Genomic DNA, 17,920 nt, shown 5'->3' with positions numbered 1-17,920 from the left:
CCTATTTTCTAAGGAATATACCATGATCCAATTTGGTACTGGTGGCTGGCGCGCCTTTATTGGTGAAGAGTTTACCAAGGATAATGTCCGTCTAGTTGCCCAAGCTCTGGCTAACATCATCAATGATGAAAACGTTGCCGACCGTGGCTTTATTATCGGTTACGACCGTCGTTTTCTTTCTGATAAAGCAGGTCAATGGTTTGCTGAAGTAATGGCTGCCAACGGCGTAAAAGTGAGCTTCATCGATAAATTTGTCCCTACACCAATCGTAATGTTTAAAGCCAAAGAGATGAACTGTGCATACTCTGCATGTATCACAGCATCGCACAACCCGGCTGACTACAACGGCATTAAGGTATTTATCGAAGGCGGCCGTGATGCCGATGAAATCATCACGCAAAAAATCGAACAGCAAATTGACACGCTGACTTACGATCAAGTCAACAGTGTCGATTTTGAACAAGCGGTCGATGACAAACTGATTGAAATCATCAATCCAATGAATGAGTTTGTCGACTCAATCATTAACTTCATCGACATCGAAGCGATCAAGAAAGCGAATTTACGCGTTCTGATTGACCCAATGTTCGGTGTAGCGAAAAACGCACTTCAAACCGTACTGATCAACGGCCGCTGTGAAGTGGACGTGATTCATGATGGCAAAAACCCAGACTTTGGTGGCCTAATGCCATCACCAAGTGCGGCAACACTATACCGTTTGATGCACCTTGTGGCGCACGAAGGTTACGACATTGGTATTGGTACTGATGGCGATGCTGACCGTCTTGGTATCATTGATGAAAAAGGTAACTTTATTCATCCAAATGAAGTGCTGATCCTACTTTACTACTACCTACTTGAGTACAAAGGCTGGAGCGGCTCTGTGGTGCGTAACATCGCAACCACTCACCTACTCGATAAGATTGCTGCCGATCACGGTGAGAAATGCTTTGAGGTTCCTGTAGGCTTTAAGCACATCAGCTCACAAATGGAAGCGGATGACTCATTGATTGGTGGTGAAAGCTCAGGCGGCTTGACTATTCGTGGTCATATCAAAGGTAAAGATGGTGTATTCGCTTCAAGCCTATTGGTAGAAATGATCTCGGTAACAGGCAAGAAATTGTCTGAATTGCTTGACGAAATCTACGGCAAGTACGGTTATGCCTACACCGCTGAAGGCGATTGCAAGTTCAAAGCATCAGCAAAACAATCTCTATACGACAAAATCTACGTTGAAAAACAACTACCTGAATTTGAGTACGAGATTGAAAAAGTTAGCTACGAAGATGGGGCAAAAGTGTACTTTGCCAATGGCGGTTGGGTGATTGCTCGCTTCTCGGGTACAGAACCTTTACTGCGTATCTTCGCTGAAATGGAAGACAAACCAACTGCAGAGCGTGTCGTTCAGCAGATGAAAGACTTCCTCAAGCTATAACTTTACCAAGCTCCTCGAGCACCCTACAGGTGAAGAGCTTTTGCCCAGCAAATTTGCTGGGCTTTTTTGTGCTCGCAATTAGCAACTAGAACGCCAATACCCCTTGGGTTTCGACTTTTACCGCTACTGCTTGACCGATAGACAAAGGCTCAGAAGAGCTGGCATAAAGTTTATGGCCATTGGCATCAATTACATAACGACAGTGATCGCCCATAAATTGCTGTTCCATCACTCTTACGCCACTTTCATCATCAGCACTGATCTGGACATGTTGCGGACGCAGCAACAGTTCACAAGCAGCCTCGAGTTCGATTGGTTGTTGTGCGATCGCTTCAATTAGACCCAAATCGGTATCAAATTCCGACTCTGAAATACGTTTGGCGCTGAGGTAGCTGCCACCGCCAAGAAAATCGGCCACAAACTTACTCGACGGCTGGTAATAAAGCTCGCTAGCGGTACCATATTGTTCAATCACACCGTGATTCATCACTGCCATCTTGTCGGCAAACGCAAAGGCTTCTTCTCGGCTATGAGTGACAAAAATTGCGGTTACGCCTTGTTGCTTAAAGATTTTACGGATCTCACTAATCAATTCATGGCGCACTTGAGTGTCAATATTTGAAAACGGCTCATCGAGTAACAGCAAATCCGGCTTGTAAGCAAGAGAACGGGCAATCGCCACACGTTGTTGCTGACCACCGGAAAGTTGATGTGGATAGCGCTCACGATATTGCTCAAGATGCACCAATTCCAGCATCTCAGTAACTTTCGCTTGCTGCTCTTCTTGGCTGATATTACGTAGACCAAACGCCACATTTTGCTCCACAGTGAGATGTGGAAACAGCGCATAATCTTGGAAAATCATACCAATATTGCGCTGCTCTGGTGGCAACCAATTCGCACCATCATCGATAGTGACATCATTAAGTGTCATCGAGCCAGAACTGAGTGGTAATAAACCTGCAACCGCTTTTAGTAACGTGGTTTTACCGCAACCACTAGCGCCAAGCAAACAGATGATTTCACCCTGCTCAACCTGCAGAGAAAGTTCTTGCAGAATCGTAGTTTGATCGTCGTATTTACAGGTAAGATTTTTTATAGAAAGTGCACAGCTCATCAATGTACCTGCTCTAAAGAACGGTTGACTAAAACTAGTGGGATCAATCCCACCAGCACCAGCAGCACTGCTGGCATCGCCGCGAGTTCAAGATGCTCGTCAGACGCGAAGTTATAAACGTAAGTGGCTAGTGTCTCAAAGTTAAATGGACGCAACAATAATGAAGCATTGAGCTCTTTCATCGATTCAATAAACACCAATAGGCCTGCGATCAATGCACCACGACGAATCAATGGCAAATGAACTCGACGTAGCATCTGATTTGCGTTGCAGCCCATTGTGCGAGACGCCATATCCAATGAAGGAGACACTTTACCTAAACTGCTTTCAATACTGCCGATCGCCACCGCCGAGAAACGCACGACTAAAGCGAAAATAATCGCAAACATTGAACCCGAGAAAATCAGACCAGGTCTGCCCCATTCCATTGCTTTTGCAATATCATTGACCAAGTGATCCATAAAGATCACCGGAACCATCACCCCAATCGCGAGTACCGTACCCGGCACGGCATACCCCATCGAAGATAAACGCATAAAGGCTACCGCACTGCGTTTGGCCGACAAGCGCTGGTAGAAATTCACCACAACGGCAATCGCAACGGCAATCAGTGAGGCACTCAACGACACATACAAACTGTTAATTGCATACTGTTGAAACTCAGCCGTCCAGCTTTGAGCAAAGTATTTATAAACGTAAATAAGCAATTGACCTAGCGGGAAAATAAACGCAACCGCGACTAGTCCCCAACACCAGATTAGCGCCGCCCACTTCTTCCACCCAGTCAACTCATAACGAAAATCTTCGCCACTACTAAAATGGTTTTGAAAGAGCTTTTGCTTGCGACGGCTATAGCGTTCTGAAGACAGTAACAGAATCACAAACACCAACATAATCGCTGAAATCTTAGCCGCGGCTGTCAGACTCGAATAACCAAGCCAAGTATCGTATACCGCCGTTGTCAGAGTGTTGACGGCGAAATAGCTTACCGTACCAAAGTCACCAATGGTTTCCATTGCGACTAAAGACAAACCAACAGCGATTGCCGGACGCACTAAAGGTAGCGAGATGCGATAAAAGCTTTCCCACGCAGAGCATTTGAGTAAGCGTGCGGATTGCAGCAAAGAAACGTTTTGCTCTAGAAATGCCGCACGGCACAGCAAATAGACATACGGATACAAAACTAAAGCCAGTACCACAATGGCACCACCCAGCGTTCGAATATCAGGGAACCAATAATCGCCAGCTTGCCACCCCATCAAATTGCGCAGCGCGATTTGAATCGGGCCGGCAAAGTCGAACCAATCGGTAAAGATATAACCAACAATATAGGCAGGCATCGCCAGTGGCAGCACCAGTGCCCACTGTAAAATGCGTTCGGTAGGAAGGCGACACATCGCCATGATCCAAGCGGAAGGGATCCCCAACACCAGAGAAAGCAGCATCACGCCCAATGCCAAGGCGATCGTGTTGAAGGTATAAGTCGGCAGCACTGTCGACATTAAATGCGAAAACAGCTCATCGGTTTCACCGATCGCTGTATAAAAAATCGCAAAAATAGGCAAAACCAGTAGCAGAGCTAAAGCTCCGCTACTGGTTCGCCATAAAGAGTTTTTTTCTTTCATCGCCTAATCACTACAGGCTGAAACAAGAACAAAAAGAAGGGGATGTTACCTATCTTTTTGCTCTGATATTCAATTATTAATTCCGAGTAGTTTTATACCCTTGTTAGTGATTAAAGGTCAAATTGCACTTCGTCTAGCAGTTTAATTGCCGCTTGGTGATGCGCCGCAATTTCATCTAGAGAGATCGTATCCGCTTTAAATTCACCCCAAGATGCCACTAGCTCAGATGGTTTAACACCCGGTTTCACTGGGTACTCGTAGTTCACTTCTGCATACATGCTTTGCGCTTTATCACCAGATAGGAACTCCATCAATTTTAGAGCATTATCTTTATTTGGTGCGTATTTCGCCATCGCCATACCAGAGATGTTTACGTGGGTACCTGTTGTCTCTTGGTTCGGAAAGTTAATGTAAACCGCGTCAGCCCATGCTTTTTGCTCTTTATCATTAACCATTTTACCTAGGTAGTAGCTGTTACCTAGCGATACATCACATAGACCTTCTTTGATCGCTTTCACTTGACCACGGTCATTACCTTGAGGCTTACGTGCTAGGTTGGCTTTTACACCTTCCAACCACTCTTTCGTTGCTGCTTCACCCTTTTCAGCAATCATTGCTGATACTAGTGATACATTGTAAGGGTGTTTACCGCTACGAGTACAAATCTTGCCTTTAAACTCAGGCTTAGCAAGGTCTGCATAGGTAAAATCATTACCTAGTTTGCCAATACGATCGCGAGATGAGTAAACGCTACGAGTACGCGTAGTTAGAGCAAACCATTCGTTTTCATTATCTTGGTATTGCGCTGGAATATTTTCTTCTAGCACTTTACTGTCTACTGATTGAACTAGACCTTTGTCTGTTAATTCAGCTAGGCGACTAATGTCTGTTGTCAGGATTACGTCTGCAGGACTGTATTCACCTTCTTGAGCTAGCTTCTCAGCCAAACCTTTCTTAGCAAACTTAACGTTTACTTTAATGCCTGTTTCTTTAGTGAACTCATTGAACATTGGTTCAACTAGGAAAGGTTGACGGTAAGAGTATACGTTCACTTCTTCAGCAGCCATCGCTGCAGGGGCAAGAGATGCACAAGCTAGTGCAGAAAGAGTTAACAGCTTTTTCATTGTCGAAATCCTTCGCTTATATTGTAATGATAATGTTTATCAGTTGCGTTATTATATGCATGTTTGTTTAGATTTCAATCCGAAATAAAAAAAACCTGCTCACAAGAGCAGGCTTTGTATTCATACATTTGTAACGTTTTATTTCACTGAGACAAACTCTGGGTAAGCACCAACACCACAATCGTGCATATCCATTCCTTCCAGTTCTTCGTCTTCCGAAACTCGAATACCAAGTGTTGCTTTTAATACGCCCCAAACCACCAGACTTGCACCAAATACCCAAGCAAAGATAACCGCAGCACCTAGAAGCTGAGCACCAAAGGTGGCATCGCCATTACTCAAAGGCACAACCATTAGACCAAAGAAACCACACACACCGTGCACTGAAATCGCACCCACTGGATCATCAATTTTTAGTTTATCTAGCGCTACGATGCTGAACACGACTAGCGCACCCGATACTGCACCAATTGATACCGCGTACAGTGGTGAAGGTGATAGAGGATCGGCAGTAATAGCGACAAGGCCAGCTAACGCACCGTTCAAAATCATGGTTAAATCCGCTTTACCCCACGTCGTTTTGCACACAAGTAGCGCTGCAATCGCGCCTGCTGCTGCTGCTGCGTTGGTATTTAGGAAGATTTGACCTACTGCCGTTGCGTTTTCAAAGTCAGAGACCATCAATTGAGAACCACCGTTAAAGCCGAACCAACCAAACCAAAGGATAAAGGTACCTAATGTCGCCAATGGCATGTTAGAACCTGGTATTGGATAAACTTCACCGTTCTTACCGTACTTACCACGGCGAGCACCAAGTAATAACACTCCTGCTAATGCTGCAGCCGCACCCGCCATATGTACGATACCCGAGCCTGCGAAATCACTAAAACCAGCCTCAGAAAGGAAACCACCGCCCCATGTCCAGTACCCTTCTACCGGGTAAATAAACGCCGTTAATACCACAGAGAAGATTAGGAACGACCACAATTTCATACGTTCAGCAACGGCACCTGAGACAACCGACATTGCTGTTGCAACAAACACAACTTGGAAGAAGAAGTCTGATTCTAATGAGTGATCGGCACCTTCTGCTTGAGTACCAATTAATGTACCAAACGAAGGTAACCAGCCGCCCTCGCCATTATCGACATACATAATGTTGTAACCGACAACCAGATACGTAGTACAAGCGATTGCATACAAACAAATGTTTTTGGTCAAAATTTCGGTCGTGTTTTTTGAACGAACTAATCCAGCTTCAAGCATTGCAAAACCCGCCGCCATCCACATGACTAATGCACCTGAAATTAGAAAGAAAAAGGTATCGAGTGCGTAGCGTAATTCACTAACAGTTAATGATAATTCCATGAGTTAATCTCCTATTCTTCTTACCTGTTACAGGGCTTCTGAGTCCATTTCGCCAGTACGAATACGCACCGCTTGGCTGAGGTCATAAACAAATATTTTACCGTCACCAATTTTTCCCGTGTGCGCGGCCTTAGTCACCGCTTCGATAACCCGGTCAACATTCTCAGCTTGGGTGGCGATTTCTAGTTTTACTTTTGGTAAGAAGTCCACTTGATATTCTGCGCCACGATAAAGCTCCGTGTGCCCCTTTTGACGCCCAAAACCTTTCACTTCTGATACGGTCATTCCCTCAATGCCAACATCTGCTAAGGCTTCTCTCACGTCGTCCAATTTGAACGGTTTGATTATTGCGTTGATCAGTTTCATTACGCTCTCTCCTAGATCTAATGTCCTTTTGCTTTCTACAATCCAAGTGGCGTGCCAACTATATAAACTCATGATTTTGTTATTAATTGGTTAATTATCCTCTGCTAGATACAAAAAAGGCGCACCAACTTGGTGCGCCTTTTCACGAATTTAAAGCAAGGGTTGGTGATTTCACCAACGTGGTGCATTAACGAGTAGTTAGAAAGCTTTTCCATTGCTCAAGCATGATCGAAAAATCTTCAAGACCGCAACTCGCGGTGCTTTCGCAATCATAGAAATCGAACTCACTGTCAGCATCCATCTCTTCACCATGCGACAATACGTTCTCTTGTACCACCACTTCATCTTCAACAATGGATACGGTGATTTCAGTGCCTTCCAATAGGTGTTCACTTTGAGGATTTGCTAAAGCATTTTCAATCAGTTGCTCTACTTGCGCAATTTTCTGCCAATCTTTACCGACTTCATCCTGCAGCCAGCGACCGACAATTTCATGCCCCATGCTGCACTTAACGTAGTATTCACCCATTAGAGTGTTACGAATAAATTCAAATTCCATCGCTTTACTTACCAAGACCAAACAAAGAAGCGGAGTTTACTCACACCAAAGCCAAACGCAAGCGTTCAAAGGTGTTAAATTGGTCAAAATTAGTCACCTCCTTAGCGAGTTTTAGGTCACCGAGATTGTCACTAGATTTAGCGACTGCTATCTTGCCTACTCCACCACTCAAGATAGTTGTTATGCAAATTAGTGACTCTATCGCTCGACAAATCGTTGAGCGTACGATGAAAATTATTCCATACTCAGTCAATGTTATGGACGAATTCGGCCATATTATTGGCTCAGGTGAACCATCTCGCCTGTTGCAGCGCCACGAAGGTGCAATACTCGCTATCACAGAAAATCGTATTGTCGCGATTGATGCCAGCACAGCCGAGCACCTAAAAGGGGTAAAACCAGGCATCAACTTACCGATTATTCACCAAGATAAAACCATTGGGGCGATTGGCATATCTGGCGACCCAAAAACAGTTCAACCATACGGTGAACTGGTTAGAATGACTGCAGAATTGATCATCGAGCAAGCCGCTTTAATGTCCCAAACTGAATGGCAAAAACGTCATAAAGAAGAGTTGGTGGTGCAATTAATTCAAGGAGCAAATGCCGATAGTAATCAAATCTCCTCTCTGGCATTACGGCTCGGTGTAGACCTGTCTCAACCACGGATCGCCTTTGTGGTAAAAATTGACCCGCGAAACAATCAAACGCCGATATCGCTTAATCATCTTCAGCAATTGGTCAATATTCTTGAACAATTCTCAGCAGGAAATCTAGTCGGTGTATTATCTGTATCGCAAAACGAAATTGTGGTTCTACAGCCAATTAAACTCTCGAAATCAGGATGGATGGTAGAAAAAGAGCATCCGCGCATAAATGCATTAGTCAAACAAATAGAGCAACTTATCCCTTGCCAAATTCGCATCGCTTTGGGTGATTACTTTGCGGAAAGTGATGGGCTCAGCAAATCGTACCAAACAGCAAAATTAACGTTGAACATTGCGCAAGGAAGGCAAGATAAAGTGTTTTTCTATCACGACTATCGTCTTCCCGTATTGATCAGCGATTTAAACGATGGTTCTTGGAAAACGCGGCAAATACGACAACCATTGGATAACCTTAAAGCACAAGACAGTAAGGGGGTGTTATTCAATACACTACAAGCCTACTTTGCTCATCATTGCGATGTTCATAACACCTGCCAGTATTTAAACATTCACCGTAATACACTGCGTTACCGTTTAGAAAAAATCGAAGAGATCTCTCAACTCAGCGTGAATAATATTGAGCATCTCGTACATCTTTATCTTGCGATGCAGATCCACTCTTAATTAAATTGTGCAATTGCACAAAATATAATGATTTTCTAGTGGCATAGTTGCCTATATCACTAAAGACTTAGCATTAGTGACAAATTATAGTGATTAACAGTCAGCTCTCTTACGGCATTTTTCTTTAGCACTTGGGTTGTCGCTGTTCATCTTTGTTGGTTAAAAGCATTTAGGTATCACTATGAAAATTGTTATTGCTCCTGATTCTTATAAAGAAAGTCTTAGCGCGATGGATGTCGCGATTGCGATTGAGCAAGGATTCAAACAAATCCTGCCAAATGCTGAATACGTCAAACTGCCAATGGCTGACGGTGGTGAAGGTACCGTGCAATCACTGGTTGATGCTACTGGTGGTGATATTATCGAACACGTCGTCACTGGTCCGCTAGGTCAAACTGTGACGGGTTTTTACGGCTTGTTGGGCGACGGCAAAACCGCCATCATCGAAATGGCCGCTGCATCGGGTTTGCACCTTGTTGAGCCAGAAAAACGTAATCCAATGATCACCACCACCTTTGGCACAGGTGAACTAATTCTAGCGGCACTTGATAAGGGCGTTGAACATATCATTGTCGGTATCGGAGGCAGTGCGACTAACGATGGTGGTCTCGGAATGGCCCAAGCACTTGGTATTCGACTTCTTGATGAAACAGGTGAATCACTTGGGTTTGGTGGGGGTGAGCTTGCAAAACTGCATACCATCGACATGCAAGCAATCGATCCTCGTTTGGCTAAGATTCGTCTCGAAGTAGCATGTGACGTAAATAACCCACTATGTGGAGAAAAAGGCGCATCGCAAGTATTTGGTCCACAAAAAGGCGCGACACCACAGATGGTGGCACAATTAGATAGCAACCTTGCGCATTACGCTGAAGTGATTAAACAGCAATTGGGTCATGATGTACTAAACCGTCCGGGTGCAGGTGCTGCGGGTGGTTTGGGAGCGGCCCTGATGGGATTATTCAATGCAGAACTGCGCCCAGGCATTGAAATCGTCATGGATGCAGTGAATCTATTAGATATCGTGGCCGATGCCGATTTAGTAATTACCGGTGAAGGTCGTATCGATAGCCAAACGATTCATGGCAAAACACCGATTGGTGTCGCACGTACCGCCAAGAAACACCATGTGCCCGTGATCGGTATTGCCGGCAGCTTGACCCATGATTGTGGTGTTGTGCACGAGCATGGTATCGATGCGGTATTTTCTGTCGTTAATGGTGCGGTCGACCTCCCAACAGCGTTAGCACAAGCCGCTCAAAATATTGAATTAACCGCGCGTAACGTAGCTGCGACGCTGCACATGAAGCTGTAGCTCTTAGTCCAAAGACTCCTCAATCGAGGACGACGCGACTTCAAAAATGAATAAAAAAACCGCTGAATTATCAGCGGTTTTTTACTTTTAGCTCAATGCCCGTGCTTACGCGGGCTCTTGGAAGATCACTTCATCCGCTTTCTTGGTGTACTGCTCCATTTTATGGAAGTTCAAGTAACGGTAGGTATCTGCCGCTGTCGCATCAATCTGCTTCGCATACTCTAGATACTCTTCCTTAGTTGGAATGCGACCTAGAATTGCCCCCACAGCTGCAAGCTCGGCTGATGACAGATACACATTTGCACCAGTACCTAAACGGTTCGGGAAGTTACGAGTTGATGTCGACATAACAGTCGCTTTATCCGCAACGCGCGCTTGGTTACCCATACATAACGAACACCCTGGAGTTTCGATACGTACCCCAGCACGACCGTAAATGCCGTAGTAACCTTCTTCGGTTAGCTGATCTTTATCCATCTTCGTTGGTGGTGCTACCCATAGACGAGTATCTAACTGACCACCATATTGCTCTAGCAACTTACCTGCTGCGCGGAAATGGCCAATGTTCGTCATACAAGAACCAATAAATACTTCATCGATTTGAGTGCCTTGTACTTCTGACAACAGACGCGCATCATCTGGATCATTTGGCGCACATAGAATTGGCTCGCTGATATCAGCAAGATCAATTTCAATCACGTGTGCGTATTCTGCATCTGCATCCGCTTCCATCAATTCAGGGTTAGCCAACCACTCTTGCATCGCGGTGATGCGGCGCTCGATAGTACGTCGGTCACCGTAACCTTCTGAGATCATCCACTTAAGCATCGTAATGTTAGAGTTTAGGTATTCTTCCACTGATGCTTGCGAAAGCTTAACGGTACAACCTGCTGCTGAACGCTCTGCCGATGCATCAGACAGTTCAAATGCCTGCTCAACAGTTAAATGCTCAACCCCTTCAATTTCCAGTACACGACCTGAGAATTCGTTGATCTTACCCGCTTTCTCAACCGTCAGTAGACCTTGTTGAATGGCAAAATAAGGAATGGCATGCACTAAATCACGCAGCGTGATTCCTGGCTGCATCTCGCCTTTGAAACGTACCAAAATTGACTCTGGCATATCCAATGGCATCACACCGGTTGCCGCAGCAAACGCGACCAAGCCAGAACCTGCGGGGAATGAAATACCCAATGGGAAACGAGTATGCGAGTCACCACCGGTACCAACAGTATCAGGCAGTAGCATACGGTTTAGCCACGAGTGGATAACACCATCACCAGGGCGCAGTGACACACCACCACGGTTCATGATGAAATCCGGAAGCGTATGGTGTGTGTTTACATCGACAGGTTTTGGATACGCAGAGGTATGACAGAATGACTGCATCACAAGGTCAGCAGAGAAGCCTAGGCACGCAAGGTCTTTCAGCTCATCACGCGTCATTGGGCCGGTAGTATCTTGTGAACCAACGGTGGTCATCTTCGGTTCGCAGTATTGACCTGCGCGTACACCTTCAACACCACAAGCTTTACCCACCATTTTTTGAGCCAACGTGTAGCCTTTGGTGGACTCAGATGGGTCAACTGGCTTAGCAAATAGGTCTGTTTCTTCTAGGCCAAGTGCAGCACGAGCTCGGCTCGTTAAACCACGCCCGATAATCAGTGGAATACGACCACCAGCACGCACTTCATCAAGCAGCACTTTGCTTAGTTTAAAGCTTGAGATCTCTTCGTTGTTCTTGCGTACAACACCTTCGTATGGGTAAATCTCAATCACATCACCCATATTCATGTTCTGAACATTTAATTCAATTGGCAGCGCGCCTGAGTCTTCCATCGTGTTGTAGAAGATTGGAGCAATCTTGCCACCAAGACAAATACCGCCAGTGCGCTTGTTTGGAACAAATGGAATGTCTTCACCCATAAACCAAAGCACTGAGTTAGTCGCTGATTTACGCGATGAACCCGTACCAACCACATCACCAACATAAGCCAGTGGGATACCATCTTTTTGCAGTTCTTCAATTTGCGCAATCGGGCCAACTGAGCCTGGCTCGTCAGGATTGATGCCTTCACGCTCCATCTTCAGCATCGCTTTAGCATGTACTGGGATATCAGGACGTGACCACGCATCTGGTGCAGGAGAAAGATCATCGGTGTTGGTTTCACCAGTGACCTTAAATACTTTTACAGTGATTTTTTCAGCCACTTTTTCTTTCGATGTAAACCACTCAGCATCGGCCCAAGATTGCAGCACTTGTTGCGCGAATTGGTTACCAGCTTTCGCTTTCTCTTCCACATCGTAGAATGCATCAAACATCAATAGGGTGTGAGACAATGCCGTTACAGCGATCGGTGCTAGAGCACTATCATCAAGTAGCTCAACCAATGGTGCGATGTTATAACCACCTTGCATTGTGCCAAGCAGTTGCGCCGCTTTTTCGCGACTCACTAATGGAGAAGAGACTTCTCCTTTTGCCACTGCGGTCAGAAAGCCCGCTTTAACATAAGCTGCTTCATCGACGCCTGGTGGAATTCGATTCTCTAGGAGGTCAAGAATAAACGCTTCTTCACCTTGTGGTGGGGTCTTTAATAGCTCAACAAGTCCAGCAACTTGTTCTGCATCCAAAGGTTTTGGAACAACTCCTTCAGCAGCACGCTCTTCGACGTGTTTACGGTAGGCTTCAAGCACGACTTTTTCCTCTCATTGCGGTCTCTCCTCATTTTATGTTTGTTGTAAACATGAGGAGTAAACATCCTTGGAAACTTGGCTCTCCATTGCCATATGCTCATTCTCTATATTGACTGATTAACAGCATCAGAGAGGCCAAACTGGGCGGGATAATAGCAAATTTAACCTTAAATTAAAATCTCACCACTTTGACCAACATAGCAAGTTCCGACTAAAGTTCTACGCAATAAAGGTCAATTTTGTCGAGCACACCCGCATTCACTGCTCGACAAACAATATTCAACGGTTATTTAAATGAGGTTCCAACAATTAAATAAACCGAATCAAAGTTATCTTCAGTTCGCCCGTAGGCAAACATGACAGGTCCAATTGGCGAGTCAATCCCTGCAAAAATAGAGCCTGCTGTATATAACGGCGCATCGTTCAAGCCAATATCTGGATCAGACCACACCCCACCGTATTCCAGTGATGCCCCCACATAAAATGGTGAGGTGAACAAACCAAAATCATTGTCAAACCAACGGTAACGGTAGACCAAACTACCGAACACTTTGTTTTTACCAATTAGGCTATTACGGGGAATACCAGAAAGTTGCAGGAAGCCGCCAATATCCTCTGGATCAATTGGCACTGATGAATTTTGGCTTTCAACAAATCCGGCTTCTAAATTTGCGACCAAAGTATGGCGTGAAAAGCTGGTTGCCGCAGTAAAAACGGCGCCAAATTCATTGGAAACATCACTTTCAGAGCCGGCAAAAATCGTATTCGGCTCACCTTTAGTTTGGTCTTTTGAGATCAAATAGCTCAAATCAAGATAGATACCTCGAGTCGGCAAACTGTAATTATCAAGGGTATCAATACGATAATTAGCAAACGCACCTTGGCGCTCAAAATTAACATCCCCTAGCGATTGCAGGGTCGAAAACAGACCATCACCATTGGTATAACGCAATCCGATTTTGAATTCGCGCCATAAGGTTTGCTGGTAACCCAAAGCCCATTCAAGCACCCATTCATCATAACGAACAGGAAGGAAATTCTTGGTCGCTTCTAAACTGGTATCTTCAAAACCACCTAACGGTGCATTACGTTTTTGTTGGTTATATTGAACCCCAAAGGTTGTGAACAATTTCTGACTCGATAGAAACGGACTGTATATTTCAGCTTCCACCAGCTTATCTGTTCCCACTTCTAGGTTAGTGCGCAGCTCAGCACCGTGCGAATTCAAATCGGTAAAATTCGTCGACACACCAATCGAATATTGGCTATCGGTATTAAAGTCATCTTCAACAAAGAAACGAAAATTCATGTAGTTAGGCCCCCATGATTTTTCGTTTACATCAACGGTGAGTACCTCTTCATCAGGAGCACCATCGTATTTGTATTTGATCAACTCAAAACGGTCGAGCGCATACAAGTCTTGCACACTCTGCTCGATCTCTTTGGTGGAAAGCTTTTGGTTAGGTTGTAGATTTAAACGCGTTGCAATCAACTCATCACTGTAGTGGGTATGATTGTTAATCACGACGTCTTTCACGATGGTTTGGTCGCCATAACGTAAGGTTTTACGTGCCGCCTGTTTATCATCGAGGTATTTTTGGTAATCCGCGTTACTAAGCGCCAATGACTTGAGATAGTCACTTTGCTCAAGCGCAATACGTAACCCTTCTTGATAGGCTTCTGGCATGCGATCAAATTCGGTGGTTTCCATATCCCCGACTTGAGGTTGCAACAACAGATCTTTGTCCGTCAGAGTTTCGGCTTGTTGTTGCGTGCTACGGCGAACCAAGTAGTTAGAAAGCTGGTCAGCAACGGTAAATAAGTCAGTAAAATCTTCTTCTTGTTTGTAGTCGGTACTGATGTCGACTGCGATAACCACATCCGCACCCATTGCTCGAGCAACATCAACCGGCATGTTGTTCGTCACGCCACCATCAACCAATAGTTGATCGCCAATACGATACGGAGGTAATGCGCCTGGCACTGACATACTTGCCATCATTGCATCAACCAATTGACCATGGTCGATGACTACCGTATCTAAGGCAATGATGTCGGTAGCGACAGAACGATAAGGGATGGCAAGATCATTAAAAGACTGAAACGATGGCAAATTCCCGGTAGTCTCGCGCAAGATACGCAGCATCCCCTGCCCTTGCACAACGCCTCGCGTCCCTTTGATGCCATTCCAATCGATACCTAAATCCGTCGTGAGCTGATAACGGTCTTCGTACTCTTTATCACGAACACGGCGCTCACTGCGATCGACGCGATCGCGGTAACCACTGTTCCAATCGATACTGACAATAAAAGCTTCGATTTCATCGGCGCTCATGCCCGTCGCGTATAACCCACCTACAAAAGCGCCCATGCTAGTACCGGCAATATAATCAACCGGTACATGCATTTTTTCTAACGCTTTAAGCACTCCAATATGTGCTGCACCTTTCGCACCACCACCTGCAAGTACTAGAGCAACTTTAGGCCTATCATTCGCAGTCGAAGAAACAAGCTTAGCCTTTGGCGTAAGCTCTTCAGCACCCGCATTGGCACCCAATAATGCAAATAATGTCAGCCATACGCTAAGCTTTTTCACCGATGATCTTCCCTCTATTCAGTCAGTGACTACCAAGTAAAAATTTTCTTTAACCAATCCGCAGGTTGGTTGCTGCATTCTTGCTTCATTTTACCCTCAGGATCCCAAACTGGCAGCTTAAATTGATTATCACAATCAAGCACTAAACCACCATTTGCTGCTGGAGCAAAACCAAAAGTAGAAATATTTTTTGGCCACGGCAATATCAGTTTACTCGGGATGCGATGCTGCAAGTATTCTGCGTAAACACGCAATGCCCCACTCGAACCCGTCAGTTTGGTGCTCTTGTTGTCATCTCGGCCGAGCCAAATGGTGGTCACTTCACGTCCATCGACACCAACAAACCAACTGTCTTTGGTATCATTACTGGTACCGGTTTTACCCGCTAACGCGTAAGCAGAAAACCGACTATTTAGATAACGTCCTGTGCCTTCTGCAACACCACGCTTCATTGCATAAGTCGTCAGCCAAGCTGCTTGCTGGTCAACGGTCTGTTTAGCTACAGGAATCGATTGGTACAATACATTGCCTTCCATATCCACCACTGAACGCAGCGCAGACAGTTTTGCTTGCTTACCTGAGTTAGTCACGGTTTGGAACATCTGTGCCACTTGGAAAGGTGTCAACGTAAACGAGCCCAAGAACATGGATGGCACTGGGCGAATTTCTTGTTTATCCACCCCAAGTTTTTCAAACGTTTTGATCACGTTATCAATACCAAGCTGCATACCTAATTGCACGGTTGGCACATTGAGTGATTTTGCCAATGCGATATACAAAGGCACATCACCGCGATATTTACGGTCGTAGTTACGTGGCGTCCACACATTCCCCTTCGAACCTTTTAGGCTCAGAGGCTTATCATTTAGTGTTGTCGCGAGATTATATCGATCAGGTTGCTGCAGCGCCGTTAAGTAAACCGCGGGTTTAGCTAATGAACCAATCTGACGGCTGGCATTCAGTGCACGGTTAAAACCATCGTAACCGGTGCGTTTACCGCCCACCATGGCACGGATTTCACCGCTATGGCGGTCGACAGCAATTGCCGCACCTTCTAAGTCCTTACCAGCGGTTTTTGCCAATTGTGGAATCTTGGTTTGGATCGCTTTTTCCAACTGATGCTGAGAAACCGGATCAAGTGAAGTAAACACACGCAAACCTTTATCAGCTTCATACTCTGAACCCACTTTCTCTTTTAATTCGATATTGAGCTGCTGAAAATATGCAGGCTGACGACTGGCAATACGCGGATTATCTTGAATATCCAGCGGGCGGCTTGCGGCTTGATCAAATTCACTTGCCGTTAGATACCCTTGTTGCATCATCAAACGCAACACCAAATCACGACGCGTTTTGGCGCGCTCTGGATAACGAACTGGATTATAGTAAGAAGGGCCTTTCACCATCCCCACAAGCAATGCCAATTGATCAATCCGCAACTCTTGAATTGGCTGACCAAAGTAAAGACGTGAAGCCAGAGCAAAGCCATGCACCGCTTCACCACCACTTTGACCAAGATAGACTTCATTTAGATACGCTTCGAGAATACGATCTTTGGAGTAGCGGTAATCCAAAATAATCGCAATATACGCCTCTCGAATCTTACGCCACAGCGTACGATCGCTGGTCAAAAATAGGTTCTTTGCCAACTGTTGAGTTAAGGTACTGCCGCCTTGAACCGTGCGCCCTGCTTTGATGTTCACCACCATTGCTCGAGCAATCGCCAATGGTGATACACCATCATGCTGATAGAAATCACGATCTTCCGTAACGAGCAACGCATCAACCATTACCTCAGGGAATTGCTCACGACGTAAGAACAAACGCTGTTCATCACGATTTTTTTCCAGCATACCCAGCATCTTTGGCTCAATACGCAGGTAGCCCAAATCACGTCCTTGTTCTAACGACTGAATACGGTTTAAGCCATTAGAATCAAAGTGCAACATCACTCGACGCTCAGGTTCTGGACCATCGGCAAATTCGAACGGACGACGAATCAACTCAATTTTACTCGATGATGACGAGTATTCTCCGGCAAACTTAGGCTGAGTCACTTTTCGATAGTGCAATACATCCAGTTCGTTGCGCACTTCTTGAATACTAATTTCATCGCCCGGAGCCAAATTGAGAATACGGGCATACACTACCGTTGGCAGTTCAAATAGCTGGCCCTCAAATTTCTGCTTAACCAAGCTATCAAGATAAACGCCAACAAAATCAATATTGCCAACCCGACAAGTGCGAGTTTCCAGCAAATCCCACAGAGTTTTTAACCATGACTTTTTACCATTAGCTGGCTTTTTCTTTCTTGGACTTGGTTTGCCGCGTTTTGCGGGCGCTTTTTTTGCCGCCGGTTTACGCGGAGTTTTGGTTGTTTTATCTGTCAT

The 17,920-nt window shown here is 45.3% G+C and carries 11 protein-coding genes and 1 pseudogene; 3 read left to right on the top strand and 9 right to left on the bottom strand.

What is annotated here, in order from left to right; genetic code table 11:
* The first annotated feature begins 22 nt into the window (after positions 1-22).
* The gene (locus tag Vt282_RS02355) at positions 23-1,435 is read left to right on the top strand and encodes a phosphoglucomutase/phosphomannomutase family protein (RefSeq protein ID WP_162047143.1); all 1,413 of its coding nucleotides are present in this window, start codon (positions 23-25) and stop codon (positions 1,433-1,435) included.
* Positions 1,436-1,520: 85 nt separating this feature from the next.
* Here Vt282_RS02355 and Vt282_RS02350 read toward each other — a convergent pair whose 3' ends face one another.
* The 6 genes from Vt282_RS02350 to Vt282_RS02325 all read right to left on the bottom strand — a co-directional run bounded on the left by Vt282_RS02350 (position 1,521) and on the right by Vt282_RS02325 (position 7,594).
* The gene (locus Vt282_RS02350) at positions 1,521-2,552 is read right to left on the bottom strand and encodes an ABC transporter ATP-binding protein (protein ID WP_162062458.1); all 1,032 of its coding nucleotides are present in this window, start codon (positions 2,550-2,552) and stop codon (positions 1,521-1,523) included.
* Entirely contained in the window at positions 2,552-4,177 is a 1,626-nt protein-coding gene (locus Vt282_RS02345; RefSeq protein ID WP_162062457.1) for an ABC transporter permease, read from the bottom strand. Before Vt282_RS02345 ends, Vt282_RS02350 begins: the two co-directional genes overlap by 1 nt.
* Before the next feature lie 110 nt (positions 4,178-4,287).
* A complete protein-coding gene (locus tag Vt282_RS02340) occupies positions 4,288-5,301 on the bottom strand; it encodes a Fe(3+) ABC transporter substrate-binding protein (protein WP_162047146.1) in 1,014 nt (337 codons plus the stop codon).
* Positions 5,302-5,439: 138 nt separating this feature from the next.
* The gene (locus Vt282_RS02335) at positions 5,440-6,669 is read right to left on the bottom strand and encodes an ammonium transporter (protein ID WP_162062456.1); all 1,230 of its coding nucleotides are present in this window, start codon (positions 6,667-6,669) and stop codon (positions 5,440-5,442) included.
* Between the two features lie 27 nt (positions 6,670-6,696).
* On the bottom strand, positions 6,697-7,035 hold the full coding sequence (locus tag Vt282_RS02330) for a P-II family nitrogen regulator (RefSeq protein WP_162047148.1): 339 nt from the start codon (positions 7,033-7,035) through the stop codon (positions 6,697-6,699).
* A gap of 187 nt (positions 7,036-7,222) precedes the next feature.
* On the bottom strand, positions 7,223-7,594 hold the full coding sequence (locus Vt282_RS02325; RefSeq protein ID WP_162062455.1) for a YacL family protein: 372 nt from the start codon (positions 7,592-7,594) through the stop codon (positions 7,223-7,225).
* A gap of 182 nt (positions 7,595-7,776) precedes the next feature.
* Here Vt282_RS02325 and Vt282_RS02320 point away from each other — a divergent pair, with 182 nt between their 5' ends.
* The gene (locus Vt282_RS02320) at positions 7,777-8,925 is read left to right on the top strand and encodes a sugar diacid recognition domain-containing protein (RefSeq protein WP_162062454.1); all 1,149 of its coding nucleotides are present in this window, start codon (positions 7,777-7,779) and stop codon (positions 8,923-8,925) included.
* Positions 8,926-9,106: 181 nt separating this feature from the next.
* Positions 9,107-10,240 (top strand): glycerate kinase, encoded by a 1,134-nt coding sequence (locus Vt282_RS02315; RefSeq protein ID WP_162062453.1) that lies wholly within the window; start codon positions 9,107-9,109, stop codon positions 10,238-10,240.
* A gap of 105 nt (positions 10,241-10,345) precedes the next feature.
* Here Vt282_RS02315 and acnB read toward each other — a convergent pair whose 3' ends face one another.
* The 3 genes and pseudogenes from acnB to mrcB all read right to left on the bottom strand — a co-directional run bounded on the left by acnB (position 10,346) and on the right by mrcB (position 17,920).
* The gene (gene acnB, locus Vt282_RS02310) at positions 10,346-12,934 is read right to left on the bottom strand and encodes a bifunctional aconitate hydratase 2/2-methylisocitrate dehydratase (protein ID WP_162047152.1); all 2,589 of its coding nucleotides are present in this window, start codon (positions 12,932-12,934) and stop codon (positions 10,346-10,348) included.
* Positions 12,935-13,220: 286 nt separating this feature from the next.
* Positions 13,221-15,530 carry a patatin-like phospholipase family protein gene (locus Vt282_RS02305; protein WP_415663432.1) on the bottom strand — a complete coding sequence of 770 codons (2,310 nt, stop codon included), beginning with the start codon at positions 15,528-15,530 and terminating at the stop codon, positions 13,221-13,223.
* A gap of 29 nt (positions 15,531-15,559) precedes the next feature.
* Positions 15,560-17,920 (bottom strand): annotated as a pseudogene (gene mrcB / locus Vt282_RS02300) (penicillin-binding protein 1B).

Origin of the sequence: Vibrio taketomensis (assembly GCF_009938165.1) — a bacterium.
In the GTDB taxonomy this organism is placed as follows: domain Bacteria; phylum Pseudomonadota; class Gammaproteobacteria; order Enterobacterales; family Vibrionaceae; genus Vibrio; species Vibrio taketomensis.
The sequence above is the reverse complement of the archived record's forward strand: the minus strand, read 5'-3'. Positions and strand labels throughout refer to the sequence as shown.

Coding starts and splice junctions, on each gene's coding strand:
- Vt282_RS02355 (WP_162047143.1), top strand. CDS start 23: ATGATCCAATTTGGTACTGGTGGCTGGCGCGCCTTTATTGGTGAAGAG.
- Vt282_RS02330 (WP_162047148.1), bottom strand. CDS start 7,035: ATGAAACTGATCAACGCAATAATCAAACCGTTCAAATTGGACGACGTG.
- Vt282_RS02345 (WP_162062457.1), bottom strand. CDS start 4,177: ATGAAAGAAAAAAACTCTTTATGGCGAACCAGTAGCGGAGCTTTAGCT.
- Vt282_RS02340 (WP_162047146.1), bottom strand. CDS start 5,301: ATGAAAAAGCTGTTAACTCTTTCTGCACTAGCTTGTGCATCTCTTGCC.
- Vt282_RS02335 (WP_162062456.1), bottom strand. CDS start 6,669: ATGGAATTATCATTAACTGTTAGTGAATTACGCTACGCACTCGATACC.
- Vt282_RS02350 (WP_162062458.1), bottom strand. CDS start 2,552: ATGAGCTGTGCACTTTCTATAAAAAATCTTACCTGTAAATACGACGAT.
- Vt282_RS02315 (WP_162062453.1), top strand. CDS start 9,107: ATGAAAATTGTTATTGCTCCTGATTCTTATAAAGAAAGTCTTAGCGCG.
- Vt282_RS02325 (WP_162062455.1), bottom strand. CDS start 7,594: ATGGAATTTGAATTTATTCGTAACACTCTAATGGGTGAATACTACGTT.
- Vt282_RS02320 (WP_162062454.1), top strand. CDS start 7,777: ATGCAAATTAGTGACTCTATCGCTCGACAAATCGTTGAGCGTACGATG.